The organism is Microtetraspora malaysiensis, from assembly GCF_001528665.1.
GTDB lineage: Bacteria > Actinomycetota > Actinomycetes > Streptosporangiales > Streptosporangiaceae > Microtetraspora_A > Microtetraspora_A malaysiensis.
The window spans coordinates 108,303-121,581 of record NZ_BBYJ01000006.1; the positions used below are offsets into that span (position 1 = coordinate 108,303).

Consider the following 13,279-nt stretch of genomic DNA (forward strand, 5'->3'; position numbering starts at 1 on the left):
TCACGGAGGACGCGTTCCCTCGTAATGCAGGTGAAACACGCAGAGGGCACACTGGTACGAGACCAGACGTGTAGTTCCCGAGAGGTACGCCGTGGACCGCCAGCAGGAATTCGTTCTCCGAACGCTCGAAGAGCGCGACATCCGGTTCATCCGGCTGTGGTTCACCGACGTACTCGGCTTCCTCAAGTCGGTGGCCGTGGCGCCCGCGGAGCTCGAAGGGGCCTTCGCCGAAGGCATCGGGTTCGACGGGTCGGCGATCGAGGGCTTCTCCCGCGTCTACGAGTCCGACATGCTGGCCAAGCCGGACCCGTCCACGTTCCAGATCCTGCCGTGGCGCAGCGAGTCGCCGGGCGCGGCCCGCATGTTCTGCGACATCCTCATGCCGGACGGCTCGCCGTCGCACGCCGACCCGCGCTGGGTGCTCAAGCGCACCCTGGCCAGGGCGGCGGAGATGGGGTTCACCTTCTACACCCACCCCGAGGTGGAGTTCTTCCTGCTGCGTGACCGGCCCGAGCGCGGGGAGCGGCCCAGCCCGATCGACGAGGGCGGCTACTTCGACCACACGCCGCACAGCGCGGGCCACGACTTCCGCCGACAGGCGATCATGATGCTGGAGTCGATGGGCATCTCGGTGGAGTACAGCCACCACGAGGGCGCCCCCGGCCAGCAGGAGATCGACCTGCGCTACGCCGACGCGCTGACGACCGCCGACAACATCATGACCTTCCGGCTGGTGATGAAGGAGGTCGCCCTGGAGCAGGGCATCTGGGCGTCCTTCATGCCCAAGCCGTTCACCGAGTACCCCGGCTCGGGCATGCACACCCACATGTCGCTCTTCGAGGGCGACCGGAACGCCTTCTACGAGCCGGGCGCCGACTACCAGCTCTCCAAGGTCGGCCGGTCGTTCATCGGCGGCCTGCTGCGGCACGCCGCCGAGATCACGGCGGTCTGCAACCAGTGGGTGAACTCGTACAAGCGGCTGTGGGGCGGCGCCGAGGCGATCGCCGGGCAGGGCGGCGAGGCCCCCTCCTACATCTGCTGGGGCCACAACAACCGATCCGCGCTGGTCCGGGTCCCGATGTACAAGCCGCACAAGGGCGGCTCGACCCGCATCGAGTTCCGTTCGCTGGACTCCTCGTGCAACCCCTACCTCGCGTTCGCGGTGATCCTCGCCGCCGGTCTGAAGGGCATCGAGCAGGGGTACGAGATGCCGCCCGGCGCGGAGGACGACGTCTGGGCGCTGACCAGCGGGGAGCGCCGGGCGCTCGGCATCCAGCCGCTGCCGCAGTCGCTCGACGAGGCGATAAGCGTGATGGAGCGCAGCGAGCTGGTCGCCGAGACGCTGGGCGAGCACGTCTTCGACTTCTTCCTGCGCAACAAGCGGACCGAGTGGCGCGAGTACCGTCGCCAGGTCACCGAGTTCGAGCTGGGGCGCTACCTCCCGATCCTGTGACCCGTGTCTATTTGCGCTCGCTCCGCTCGCGCGGCTCGGCGTCGTAGCGATCGATGGCGCTCACGTCTGGCTCGGGGCGGGCCGTTCCGGCCCGTGAGGAATGTAATTGCTCCGTTACACATAGTGAGAATGGCTGACATCCGGGTCTGTTTAACTTCCCTTAAGCGGAGAAGCGTAAAATCGGAGGGTTGGTTACGACTGATGCGGATGGGCCGCAATTGGGCGTGACGTTGGAGGGTGTTGCATGACGACGGCTGCCGGGCTGCAGACCGTTCTGACCGTTCCGGAGCGCTTCCGGGGGCCCGAGGGAACCGCCAACGGCGGGTGGATCTCGGGCACACTGGCCGGCGTTCTGACCGGTGCGAGTGACGGTTCGGCCGTCGAAGTCACCCTGCATAAACCCGTCCCGCTGGAGAAGGAGCTGGGGGTCGCCCACGTCGGCAACACCCTCGCTCTCGGCGACGGCGATCGGCATCTCGCCGAGGCCATCCCGGTCGCCGAGTCCCTGACCCCGCCCCCGTTCGTGCCGTTCACGGACGCCGCGCGGGCCGAGGCCGGGTTCGCGGGCCTGCGCGGGCACGCGATCGCCGGGTGCTTCGCGTGCGGCCTGCGCGAGCCGGGCGACGGCCTGCGCATCTTCCCCGGCCCGGTGCCGGAGGCGGGCGCGGTGGCGGCGGGCTGGCGGGTCCCGGCCAACGTGACCGACGAGGACGGCGTCGTCCCCGAGTCGATCGTCTGGGCCGCACTCGACTGCGTGACCTTCTGGGCGCACTTCGGCGGCCCCGGCGCGCCCGCCGAGCCGCAGCCGCAGCCCGGCCAGTCCGCGCTTCTCGGCCGGCTGACCGCGCAGGTCTACCGCCGGGTCTACCCGCTCGGCCGCTACTCCGTGGTCGGCCGCGTCTCCGGCCGCGACGGCCGCAAGCTCTTCGGTGAGAGCGCCGTCTACGAGGTCGACGGCACCCTGGTCGCGGCCGCCAAGGCCACCTGGATCGTTCCGCGCGGCTGAGTCCGCGGCGCGGCGACCCACGTCCGACGGCCCGTGGCCCCCGCGAGAGCGGGGCGGTCACGGGCCGTCGCGCGTCGTGGAACGGTGGTCCGCCGTCGAGCCGGGGGAGCACTGCCCGCTCTGGGCCGGTTCTCCTTCTCGGCCCGCGGACCGTTGCGCCGCGGCTGGGTACAGGCGCGCGGAATCCGTGTTCATGAGAGCCCCAGCTCCTTCCTCCTCCGGGAAGGAGCGGGAGTTTTCGTCGTTCAGACGGTCATTTCAAGGAAGTCCCGCACGGCAGGCACCTGCTGGTGAGCATTGAGGCGGCTACGCAGCTCGGCGATCGTGCCGGTGGCTCGCGCTGACTCGACACCGCCCATGCGAACCAGGACCTCGTGCGCGGTCCCCACTGCGGCGTCGACATCTCCGAGGGCGAGATGCGCCTCGGCTCGGCGCGCGAGATAGATGACCGCCCCTCGTGCTTCTTTGTCGACGTCGTAGGGGTCGTGATGGCGGATCGCGGCGTCGAAGTGCTGGAGTGCTCGTCGAGGCTCGCCGATGGTGAGGGCCGCGCTGGCTGTGGACTGATGCAGCTCGCCCGCGGTCAGCCAGTACATGCCGGGCCTGTCCTCGGTGACGGGGCCGGAACGGTCGTAGGCGCGGAAGGCGTCGTCCATCGCCCGGTAGGCGGCCGCCGGTTCCCTGGCCATGGAATGGGCGCGGGCACGCCGGACGTGCAGCATGGCCAGCACACGCGGCGATCCGATCCTGTGCGAGTCCGCCAGCGCCGCGTCGATGAGCCCGAGAGCGCCGGCTGTGTCGCACCCAGGAGCCGCATACCGGAGGTTGGCCCAGAACGCGAGAACCGTCGCACCTGTGGTGTGATCGCCTGCGCTTGCGGCGGCGCGGAGCGCGGCGACGAAGTGCCGCTCGGCAGCGGCGTGGTGGCCAGCATCGTAGGCGCACCAGCCCGCGAGCCGTGCTGCCTCGGCCGCGGAGGCGTACAAGCGGCGGCCGACGCGTTCCGTGTAGGAGGCGTCAGACAGCAGGCGCGTTATGAGACGAAGTTCGACCGTGGCGGCATCGTAGGTCTGCGCAGAGCCGACCTCATCGTCGAGGTGGCGCAGAGCGTCCAGGCGGGCGTCGCAGAGGTCTGCGACGTGTTCGCCGATGCGGCGGCCTGCGGACAAGGTGGCTGTCGCATGCGCGGCGGTGGCCCATTGGGAGGCGATGGCAGCCAGAGCGCTCGTCGATGCGATCAAGAAGCCGCGTCGGTCCACTGGCCCTCCCACATCTTGCAGTGCCTTGACCGTACCCATCGGCGTCCAGGGTGATTCCAAAACGGTGCAGTCGTCCCGAATGGCGAGCAATAGCCAATCGGGCCAGGCACGATGACGGACCTCCTCGGCCTGGACTCCGACCAGGGCAGCTATAGCGAGCTGGGTGGTGTACCCCGGCACGGCGGTTCGTGCTATCCAGCGGGAGACCTTCTCGCGCCGCGTAGCGATAGTGCCGTACCCGAGGTCGCGGTGGCGGGCGGCGACGCGGCACAAGAAACCCTCGGCGGTCCAGCCTTGCCGGGCGAGCAAAATGCTGAGCGGATGGCGCTCGGTTGCGGTATCCACGCGTCCCCCTCTGATCCAAAGGGTTGGACCTCAGTGTGATCCATCAACCGCGCGCTGTGAACGACGACGTGCGAGAAGGCAACACGAAGCAACGAAGCGGCAACGCAAGGCAACGCCCATGTCCTTCCGGAGATCTCCTTCGCACGGTGTGCTGATGACGGCCGGAACGATCACTTCACCTTGGGGGTTCCGATGCACCCGCACGTCGTCATCGCAGGCGCAGGCCCGGCCGGGCTCGCCTGCGCCCGAGCCATCCTGAACGAGCGGCCCGACCTGAACGTCCTCCTTCTGGAGGCCGGCCGCCCGTACCGGCGCCGCCCCTGCCCCGTGGACCGTGGCCTCAGATGCACGGGCTGCGCTGGTGTCTGCAACGTCGTCAGCGGCTTCGGCGGATCGATGCACTGGGGGGATGGCGCCAAGCTGAGCCTGCTTCCCTCCGGGCGTCGGCTGGTTCCGCACCTGGGAGAGGAGAACGCCCAGGAGCTGTGCGCCACCGCGTTCGAGTGGCTGACCGCTCCGCTTCCCGCCAAGCCGGTCCTGCAGGGGGAGCACCTGTCCGAGGACGCGCTGAACGCGTTCGCCACCAACAAGCTCCAGATCCGCGAGTACCCGGTCGCGGTCCTGGGCGAGAGCGATCTCCGCGCCGTCATCGAAGGCTGGTACAGCGACCTGGTGCCCGCGCTGAACCTGTGGCACACCGCCGAACTGGTCGGTGCCGAGCCGCACGGTAGCGGGCTCCGGCTGACGGTGCGGACTGCTCGCCGAGAGCAGCACATCACCACCGACCACCTGGTCCTCGCCACCGGGCGTCGCGGCGTCACCTCCACCACCTCCCTGCTGCAAAGCCTCGGGGTGCGCACGGAGCTGCCCGATATCTCGGTCGGAGTGCGGCTGGAGATGGCGGTCGACTTGCTCGCCGCCATCGGGGAGGAACACCCCGATCTGAAGGTCAGCCAGCTCGACCACGCGCAGAAGATCAAGTCGTTCTGCTTCTGCGGCGGTCCGAACGGCGGAAGGATCAAGCTGACGAACTACCAGTCGGCCTTCGGAGAGCCCGTGATCACCCTCGACGGGCACGAGACCACGGAGCGGCCATGCGGCGGCCGGCCCCTGGCGTCGAACTTCGGCCTGCTGTGCCAGGTGCAGGGACGCGGTAACGCGCTGGAGGCGCGAGACTCGTTCATCGCCACCTACCGGGAGAGGAACCGGGGCCGACCGTTCGCCCAGAGTCTTCGGGCGTTCCTGGACCGGACAGGCGATCCCGGCACCTGGCGGACGCTGGACGCCCGGATGCCCTTCCAGCCGTCCATCCAGGACCTGTCCGCCGGCCGGGTCGACCGGCTGTTCACCAACGCCGAGCACGCCAGCCTCACCGCCGGATTCCGCCGGTTCATGGGCGCGATCCTCACCCACTCCGGGGTGGGCCTGACGGTGGACGACGTGCTGGACGAGGTTCTCGTCGTTGGCCCGGAGATGGAGTTCCTCTGGGAGAAGCCGGAGATCGACGCCGACTGCAAGGTGCCGGACCTGCCGGTGTACGTGGTCGGCGACTCCGCCGGTATCGCCCAGGGGATCGTGCAGGCCGCGATGATGGGTATCGCCGCAGGCCGCGCCATCAACAGCGCCGACTTTGCGGGGGTGTGACCACGATGAGCGTCGCCACATCCCACTGGGTTCGCTCCCAGTCCGCCACGCTCGACAGCCTCTACCCGGCCGACGCATGGGACCTGCCGGTGAACGCCGCGCTTCCCGCGCCTCGGCTGCCCGCGCCGCCCGAGGAACAGTGCAACCTGACCGGATACCGGGACCACTACCAGCGGTTCATCCTCCGCGAGTTCCCGGTCCCGGGTCATGTGGAGCGGATCGTCGCGATCGACAAGGCGTTCCCGCACAGTCTCTACGACCTCATGCTCATGGTCGGCCGCGACGACGAGTTGCGCACCGACGTCAGCAACACGCCTGACGCCGTCCTCGCCGCGCTGCTGCACGCCGCCCGCGGCTTCGCCGACTTCACCGCCGACGCCGCGGTGCAGCGCGCCTTCGGCCTCGCGGGCAGCCAGCTCGGCATCGCATGGAACCATGACCCCACGAGGGACCGCGACAACGGGCAGTGGTGGGACAAACGCCTCCACCTCCACCTCAACTGCTGGACCGCCGACGTCCGTGCGACGGTCCAGCCGGTCCGCCTCGTCGAGATCTCCGACACCGCCACGCGCCGTTCTCTCGTCGACCCTGCCGCCCACCTTGCCCACCGCGTCATGCTCGACGCTCTGCGCGGCACACCGCTGCCCGCAGGATGCGACCTACTCGAACCAGATCTGCGGCGGGACGCGGCTTGGGGCCTGCCCATCGGGCTGAAGCTCCGGCTGCCTGGCTGGCAATTCGTCACCACCGCGCAGTGTCGAGCCCTGCTGCGATCACTCCACGCCACCGGCACCGCCGGCTATCAGGCGCTGCTCACCGCCTTCACCGGCTCCCGCGACGCCCCGGCACCATGGACCCGTCCCCATCTGCTGCCGCCCGCGGAGGTGGAGCGCAACATCGGCGCGCTGCCGTGGCTGTCTGCTGCTTCCCGGTCCGACCTGCTGCGTCTGCGCCATGTCCTGCGGGATGTGACGGACCGGGAGATGCGGCTGCTGGCGGACCGGCCTTGGATCGCGAACCGCTGTCTCACCCTCGGCGGCCTGAGCTACAACATCGCGTTCTTCGCCCCGCAGACCGTAGACCAGCCGGGCGACGGCCTCTACTTGGTCATGCAGTTCAAGCTCGTCAGCTACATCGGCAGCAGCCCGTCCATCGGCGGTGCTGTCGCCTCCATCATCGACCGCAGCGGCGGCCCCATCATGACCGCCGCAGACCGGGTGAGCCGAGCCGCATTCCAGCGCGCCTACCTCAACACCCTCACAGCCCTCGACACCGCAGCCTGAGCGGGAAAGGCGAACCGATGATCGATACCGACATCATCGACTTCTACAACCGGGGCCTGGAGCAGGAGCGGCTCAAGGACGCCCGCCGCTCGATCGAGTACCACCGCACCATGGACGTCCTCCAGCGCTTCCTGCCTCCGCCCCCGGCGACCATCCTCGACGTCGGCGGCGGGCCTGGCCTGTACGCGCTCACCCTCGCCGCCCTCGGCTACCAGGTGCACCTCATCGACCCTGTCCCGTTGCACGTCGAGCAGGCTCAGGCCAGCTCTGATCTGGCCGAGCACCGCCTGGCGAGTGCCAGGCTGGGCGACGCCCGTGACCTCTCCCAGGCCGACGCCTCCGCCGACGCGGTCCTCCTCCTTGGCCCGCTCTACCACCTCACCACGGTCGCCGACCGGCACCAGGCGTGGTCGGAAGCGCGCCGCGTGCTGCGGCCAGACGGCATGGTGGTCGCGGCCGGGGCGTCCCGCTACTACACCATCTGGGAGATGCTCTCCAAGGGCATCTTGAACGTGCCCGGCGCCGAGGAGACCGTGCAGCAGCACATCGCCACCGGGCAGCACCGCAATCCAGGGCGCGACTTCGAACGGTTGTGGACTACCGCCTACTTCCATGACCCGCACGAGCTTGCCTCGGAGGCTGTCGCCGCGGGCCTCGCCGTACGGGCGCTTTTCGCCGTTGAGGGGCCGGCCAAGCTGCTCCCCGACCTGGCCGACCGCATGCGCGACAGCGTGAGCAGAGAGCAGGTCGTGGCGGCGATCCGACGCCTGGAGTCCGAGCCCAGCGTCCTCGGCCTCTCCTCCCACATACTGGTCATCGCCGACAAAGCCCCCGCAGGGAAGGAGGAGCGGTGAACTCCGACCGGACCAACACGCTCATCCGCGAAGTCTCCGCCTGGATCGACAACTCCCCTGACAACCAGGGACGAGACCGCGAGGCACTGCTGTGGGGCAGGGTGGCCAAGGTCGCCGAGGAGGCCGGCGAGGTGATCGAGAAACTCGTCGGGATGACCGGCCAGAACCCACGCAAGGGCCGATCGGCCACGCAGCAGGACGTCGAGTACGAGCTCCTGGACGTCGCGATGACGGCCCTGGCAGCGTTGGCCCACCTGCACGCAGACGATCCGCACCCGCCTGACCTGCTCAGCCTCCTCGCACAGCACATCGAGGTCGTTGCCCGGCGAGCAGACCTCATCTGAACACGAGGCTGGTTCGGGCGGCCAGGACACAGGCCGTCCAAACCAACGTCATGGCCGGCCGACGCTGATGTAGGTGAAGCCGAGCGCGCGCATCTCGGCGGGCTCCAGCAGATTCCGGCCGTCGAAGAGCACCGGCCGCCGCATCGTCGTGGCGGCCTGCGCCCAGTTGACCTCCTTGAGCTGCGGCCACTCGGTCACCACGATTGCCGCGTCCGCCCCGTCCACTGCCAACTCCGGGGTCGCGTGGCGGCTCGTCCACGTCCAAGGCTCCGTCTCGGCCGGACGAGCCATCGGATCCCAGCAGCGCACCCCGGCACCTTCCGCGAGCAGGCGGGAGGCCAACACCGTGCTCGGCGCCTCCCGCATGTCGTCGGTGCCTGGTTTGAACGTCAGCCCGAGCAACGCCACCCTCATGCCGGCCAGCGTGCCGAGTACATCGGTGAGCCTTTGGATCGCTCGACGCTTCTGCAGGTTGTTGACCTCGATCACTGCCGAAAGCAGTTGCAGGTGATAGCCGGTGTTGCTGGCCAACTGCCGCAGCGCCTCGGAGTCCTTGGGGAAGCAGGAGCCGCCCCAGCCGATACCAGGACGCAGGAAGTGGTGGCCGAGGCGGTGGTCGAGGCCGACCGCGCGAGCGACGTGCTCGATGTCGGCGCCGGTCTTCTCGCACAGGGTCGCGATCTCGTTGATGAAGCTGATCTTTGTGGCGAGCAGGGCGTTCGAGGCGAGCTTCACCATCTCGGCTGACCGCACATCCATCTCGGCGACTGGTCCATCTACGCCGTGGTGCAGCCCTGCGATCAGGCGGGCGGTCGCCTCGTCGGACGCGCCGACGACGATTCGGTCCGGGTGCAGGAAGTCGTTGACGGCCGTGCCTTCGGCCGTGAACTCGGGGTTTGAGGCGTATCCGATGTGTTCGAGGCCAGCGGCGTCGAGCACCGCGCGAACGCGGCTGCCGGTGCCCACGGGCACGGTGGTCTTCATCACCACCGCCCGCAGGTGGGATGCGCCCTCCAGGGACTTGACGACTGACCAGACCCGAGACAGATCAGCGTCACCGGATGCTGATGGCGGCGTGTCCACGCACACGTACGCGATCTCGGCCTCGGCCAGGGTCTCCTGAAGGTCTTCTGTGAAGGTCAGGCGTTCCTTGTTCCGGGTGATCAGGTCGCCCAGCCCCGGCTCGTAGATCGGCACGTCCCCGGATCGCAGCACTGCGATCTTCGCTGGGTTGATGTCGCGCACCACTACCTGGTGGCCGAGTTCGGCGAGGCAGGCACCGGTCACCAGACCGATGTAGCCGGCACCGAACACAGCAACCTGACGCGGCTTGCCAACCATGGCCATCCATTCTCGAACCGACTCGGGGAGGTCGTGCCCAAAGCCTGCGAAGAGTGCTCAACCATAACGCGCGCATCAGGAGGAATGCGGTCGTTCCTGAGATTGGCAACAGGCCGATCTGCAGGACCAGCGCGGCCTAAGCTGCCCCTTGCGTTGCTGACGGGACGCTGCCTGGAGGACTCATGACGGACGTCGCCCTGCTCGCGAAGGAGGCGGCCCGAGACGGCATCACACACCTTGTCGCCGGAGTCGCCGCCTTCGACATCAAGGGACGGATCCTCTTGTTACGCCAAGCACCGGGCACGGCTGTTCCCGGCTTATGGGAGCTACCGAGCACGACGGTCGAAGGCGGCGAACCTCCCGAGCACGCGGCCAAACGCGGACTCCAAGAGGAAACCGGACTGGACGTTGACCTCGACGGATACGCGGGCCACTGCGACTATGGCACCGCTCGAGGCGTCGCCCGGCAGTTCGTGTTCACGGCGTACGCCGACTCAGGTCCCGACGTAGTCCTGTCGGCTGGACACGACGACTACACCTGGCGGCACGATGATGCCTTGCCGGCGGTCAGGAAGGAAGCCCTCGACCTGATTCGCCGCATCGCTCCGTCGAAGCCGCAACTGGACGCCGATGAGTGGCAGCACAGCCTGCCACGCTGGCACGTCGGCGCCAACGCTCTCGTTCGGGATCAGAGCGGCCGGATCCTGATCGTGCGCCCAGGCCGAAGCCGCACCTTCCAGCTCCCCGGTGGCCAAGTCGACGCTCATGAGACTCCCCAGGACGCCGCGGGCCGCGAACTGCATGAGGAGACGGGGCTGCGTCTTCCCGTGGGGCCTCTGCTCGCGATTTCTTTCGAGCACCCGAGCCCTGGTTGGGACCATCCCACTCAGATCATGCTTTTCGACCTCGGGGTCGTCGATTCGACCACGACTCGGATCATCGCGCATGATCCAGAGATCGATGAGCACCGCTGGGTTTATCCCGACGAAGCTGAGGCGCTCCTCGGCCCTGCCCGGACGGAGCGTCTACGAGCAGGGTTCCTCGGCCTGCGCCGAGGTCGCCCGACTCTCTTCACTATCACCGACCCGGAAGTCTGACCTAGATGACAAAGTGCCCGCTTCTCCAACCCCGGAGAAGCGGGCACTTTCGCGTTCCCCTCTACCGCTACGCCGAGGGCGAGGTGTCCCTCGCATACCTGGCCGCCGAGTACAGCGTCGGACGCTCCACCATCCACGGCCCGGAAACCCCGGGTAAACCACAGGATCAACGCCTACCTTGCGGCTCACCGTAGCCGTAGGCGCGACTCCCGGGCGTTCTCGTAGGGATCGATCCCGCGCGCGACGGTCCCGCCGCGGTCAGTCGGCGGTCAGCCGATCGACGACCGTGCGGACGCAGCGCTCGTCGAAGATGATCGTGTAGTGGTTGCAGTCCTCGACGACCTCGTCCCGCAGTCTGGGGAGCCGTGCCTTCCACTGCGCGGCCAGGTCGTCGGGCTGCATGCCGACCTCCTGGTTGAGGAGGCCGCGCGGCGCCCGCAGCAGGCTGAGCGGGGACTTGGCGCCCTCCAGCGCCCGGCCGATCTCCTCGGCCCCGGTCAGCAGCCAGCGGCCGTCCTGGCGTACCGCGTCCTCCTGGGCCCGGGAGCGGACGGCGTCGGCCGGGCCGGTCGCGTCGTAGCGCACGTACTCGTCCACCACGGGGGACCAGTGCCCGGCGAACGCCGGGTGCGCCTGGAAGAAGCTGACGTAGTCGTCCACGCCGGCGTAGGTCTGGCTCAGCCGCGCGATCGCCGGGCCGAGCGTGGCCTCCAGCACCGCGTCCGGGTCGGCGCCCGGCGGCATCGGCAGCGGGAGCCCGCCGTCCAGCAGGACGATCTTGGCGTACGCGCGCCGCGCGCCGTGCAGCGCCGCGATGTACGCGCCCATGGAGTGGCCGGTGAGGACGGACGTCTCGTCCGCGCCGACGTGGTCGGCGACGAGGTCGAGGTCCTCGGCGTGCCGGGGCAGCCCGTACGGGCCGGGTACGTCGGCGCTGTGGCCGCGCCCGCGCAGGTCGACGGCGACCAGCGACCACCCCTCGGGGAGCGCCTCGCCCACCGCCCGCCAGGCCATGAGGGAGGCGGTGATGCCGTGGGCCGCGATGATCAGGCGCGGGCCGGTGCCGAACGTCGCGATCCGCAGCCTGCCGCCCGGTACCGTGACCTCGTCGAGCCGCATCGGTTCCTCCCGGGATGAACGATCTTTCCGTGCTGTTGCCCGGCACTGTACGCCAGCGGCGCCGCAAAAGGTACGTCCAGTGACAGACGTGTAATTACTCCCCCTTTATGCTCGTCGGCATGAGCGAGCGTGTCGTCGTGGTGGAGCATGAGGTCGGCGCGGGCCTGGGGTTCTTCGCGGGCTGGCTGGAGGACGCGGGGATCGAGTACGAGATCGTCCGGCCGCACAGGGGAGAGGCGGTGCCCTCCGACCCCGGAGCCGGGCTCCTCGTGCTCGGCGGATCGCCCTCGGCGTGGGACGACGACGGCTGCGCCTGGCTGCCGGACGCCCGCGCGCTCATCGCCGAAGCGGTGGAGAGCGGCGTTCCGACGCTCGGCATCTGCCTGGGCGCGCAGCTCATGACCATCGCCTGCGGCGGCACCGTCGCGCGCGGCGCCGACGGCCTGGAGATCGGCCTCACCTCGATCGAACTGCTGCCCGAGGCGGACGGCGACCGCCTGTTCGGCCCCGTCGCGGCGGCGGTACCGGAACCGCGTGCGGTGCAGTACCACTACGACGCGATGACCGAGTTGCCGCCGGGCGCGGTGCGCCTGGCGACCGGGTCGCGCTATCCCAACCAGGCGTACCGGCTCGGCGACTCCGCGTGGGCGGTGCAGTTCCACCCGGAGGCGACCCCGGAGATCTTCGCGAGCTGGACCGCCGAGGGCAATCCGCCTGATCACGACGTGGCGGAGCTGGACCGCGAGGTGAAGGAGGCGGAGGACGGGCTCCGGGCCGCGTGGCGTCCCCTGGCGGAGGCGTTCGCCGCGGTCGTCCGCGACCACCGCTGACGCGGTCGCTGGCAGCCCGAATCTCCGGGATCTTCCCGCCAGTCAGGGTGCAGATCCAGATGGCTCCGGTCCGAATCGCCGCCCTCGAAGCGGCGGATCAGTGAGCCCGGGCATTGAGGCCGACGATGACAACTTGGATGCGTTCGCGGAGTTCGTCATCGTCGGGCATGTCGAGATGGAAGACGAGGCGGTGGTAGAGAGTGCCGTGCAGAAGGTCGTTGAGGAGGTTCAGGTCGGCGCCTTCGGGGATCTCGCCGTGGCGCTGGGCGGAGCGCATCCGCTCGTCGAAGAGCCCGATGTTCGGCATGATCAGTTGCTCACGCAGGTTGGCCGCAAGGTCATCGTCGCGGAGCGCTTCGGCGATGATGCCCGTGAGCGCCGAAGTCTGATGGGGCGTGAGCAGCGCGATCACGGCCTTGAGCTGCGCGAGCACATCCTCGACGAGGTTGCCGGTGTCGGGATGGCCGGCCGTGTCTGCGGCCTCCGATGAGACCGCCAAGGCCACGCCGATCCTCGACTGGCTGAAGCAGGACTACGACCTCGGGCGCGGGCACGGCATGGCGCTCGTGCACGTGATCACCAAGGGTCCGCAGATCAGCGGCAAGCACGTCGGAACCACCGGCACCCACGCCGACGCCAGCGACATGCTCTGGCTCGACGGCGCCGCCACCAACCCAAACCGATGACCCGATGCCCCGGAAAGG

Annotated in this window: 12 protein-coding genes and 1 pseudogene; 9 read left to right on the top strand and 4 right to left on the bottom strand. The window is 69.1% G+C overall.

Annotated features, from left to right (window positions below):
- Positions 1-91: 91 nt before the first annotated feature.
- On the top strand, positions 92-1,453 hold the full coding sequence (glnA2, locus tag AWQ71_RS05915; protein ID WP_067127938.1) for a gamma-glutamylpolyamine synthetase GlnA2: 1,362 nt from the start codon (positions 92-94) through the stop codon (positions 1,451-1,453).
- Between the two features lie 244 nt (positions 1,454-1,697).
- Entirely contained in the window at positions 1,698-2,459 is a 762-nt protein-coding gene (locus AWQ71_RS05920) for a hypothetical protein (protein ID WP_067127940.1), read from the top strand.
- A 245-nt stretch (positions 2,460-2,704) separates the two neighbouring features.
- On the opposite strand, the gene AWQ71_RS05925 is transcribed toward AWQ71_RS05920, so the two are convergent.
- Positions 2,705-4,063, bottom strand: coding sequence for an NsdA family TPR-like regulatory protein (locus AWQ71_RS05925; RefSeq protein ID WP_067127943.1), 1,359 nt, complete (start codon positions 4,061-4,063; stop codon positions 2,705-2,707).
- A 192-nt stretch (positions 4,064-4,255) separates the two neighbouring features.
- Here AWQ71_RS05925 and AWQ71_RS05930 point away from each other — a divergent pair, with 192 nt between their 5' ends.
- Genes AWQ71_RS05930 through AWQ71_RS05945 form a run of 4 tightly spaced genes read left to right on the top strand, consistent with a single transcriptional unit; the run spans position 4,256 to position 8,188 of the window.
- Complete coding sequence (locus tag AWQ71_RS05930) at positions 4,256-5,707, top strand: DNA polymerase subunit beta (protein ID WP_084258616.1); 1,452 nt, start codon at positions 4,256-4,258, stop codon at positions 5,705-5,707.
- Positions 5,708-5,712: 5 nt separating this feature from the next.
- Positions 5,713-6,990: a hypothetical protein gene (locus tag AWQ71_RS05935; protein ID WP_067128873.1), complete on the top strand. Its 1,278-nt coding sequence runs from the start codon at positions 5,713-5,715 to the stop codon at positions 6,988-6,990.
- Between the two features lie 17 nt (positions 6,991-7,007).
- Positions 7,008-7,844: a class I SAM-dependent methyltransferase gene (locus AWQ71_RS05940; RefSeq protein WP_067127945.1), complete on the top strand. Its 837-nt coding sequence runs from the start codon at positions 7,008-7,010 to the stop codon at positions 7,842-7,844.
- A complete protein-coding gene (locus AWQ71_RS05945; protein ID WP_067127948.1) occupies positions 7,841-8,188 on the top strand; it encodes a MazG-like family protein in 348 nt (115 codons plus the stop codon). The genes AWQ71_RS05940 and AWQ71_RS05945 overlap by 4 nt, the downstream gene beginning before the upstream one ends.
- A gap of 48 nt (positions 8,189-8,236) precedes the next feature.
- Here the strand turns inward: AWQ71_RS05945 and AWQ71_RS05950 are convergent, their stop codons facing one another.
- Positions 8,237-9,529 carry a UDP-glucose dehydrogenase family protein gene (locus tag AWQ71_RS05950; protein ID WP_067127951.1) on the bottom strand — a complete coding sequence of 431 codons (1,293 nt, stop codon included), beginning with the start codon at positions 9,527-9,529 and terminating at the stop codon, positions 8,237-8,239.
- Positions 9,530-9,711: 182 nt separating this feature from the next.
- Between AWQ71_RS05950 and AWQ71_RS05955 the strand changes: the two genes are divergently transcribed.
- Positions 9,712-10,626, top strand: a complete 915-nt coding sequence (locus tag AWQ71_RS05955) for an NUDIX hydrolase (RefSeq protein ID WP_067127954.1) — start codon at positions 9,712-9,714, stop codon at positions 10,624-10,626.
- Between the two features lie 258 nt (positions 10,627-10,884).
- Here AWQ71_RS05955 and AWQ71_RS05960 read toward each other — a convergent pair whose 3' ends face one another.
- Positions 10,885-11,745 (bottom strand): alpha/beta hydrolase, encoded by an 861-nt coding sequence (locus tag AWQ71_RS05960; protein WP_067127957.1) that lies wholly within the window; start codon positions 11,743-11,745, stop codon positions 10,885-10,887.
- Between the two features lie 119 nt (positions 11,746-11,864).
- Here AWQ71_RS05960 and AWQ71_RS05965 point away from each other — a divergent pair, with 119 nt between their 5' ends.
- Positions 11,865-12,575 (top strand): type 1 glutamine amidotransferase, encoded by a 711-nt coding sequence (locus AWQ71_RS05965; RefSeq protein WP_067128875.1) that lies wholly within the window; start codon positions 11,865-11,867, stop codon positions 12,573-12,575.
- A 97-nt stretch (positions 12,576-12,672) separates the two neighbouring features.
- Here the strand turns inward: AWQ71_RS05965 and AWQ71_RS05970 are convergent, their stop codons facing one another.
- The gene (locus tag AWQ71_RS05970) at positions 12,673-13,080 is read right to left on the bottom strand and encodes a TetR-like C-terminal domain-containing protein (protein ID WP_281195475.1); all 408 of its coding nucleotides are present in this window, start codon (positions 13,078-13,080) and stop codon (positions 12,673-12,675) included.
- Between AWQ71_RS05970 and AWQ71_RS05975 the strand changes: the two are divergent.
- Positions 13,061-13,261, top strand: a pseudogene (locus tag AWQ71_RS05975) (DUF4287 domain-containing protein); the annotation flags it as partial. The gene AWQ71_RS05970 and the pseudogene AWQ71_RS05975 overlap by 20 nt on opposite strands.
- Positions 13,262-13,279 lie beyond the last annotated feature (18 nt).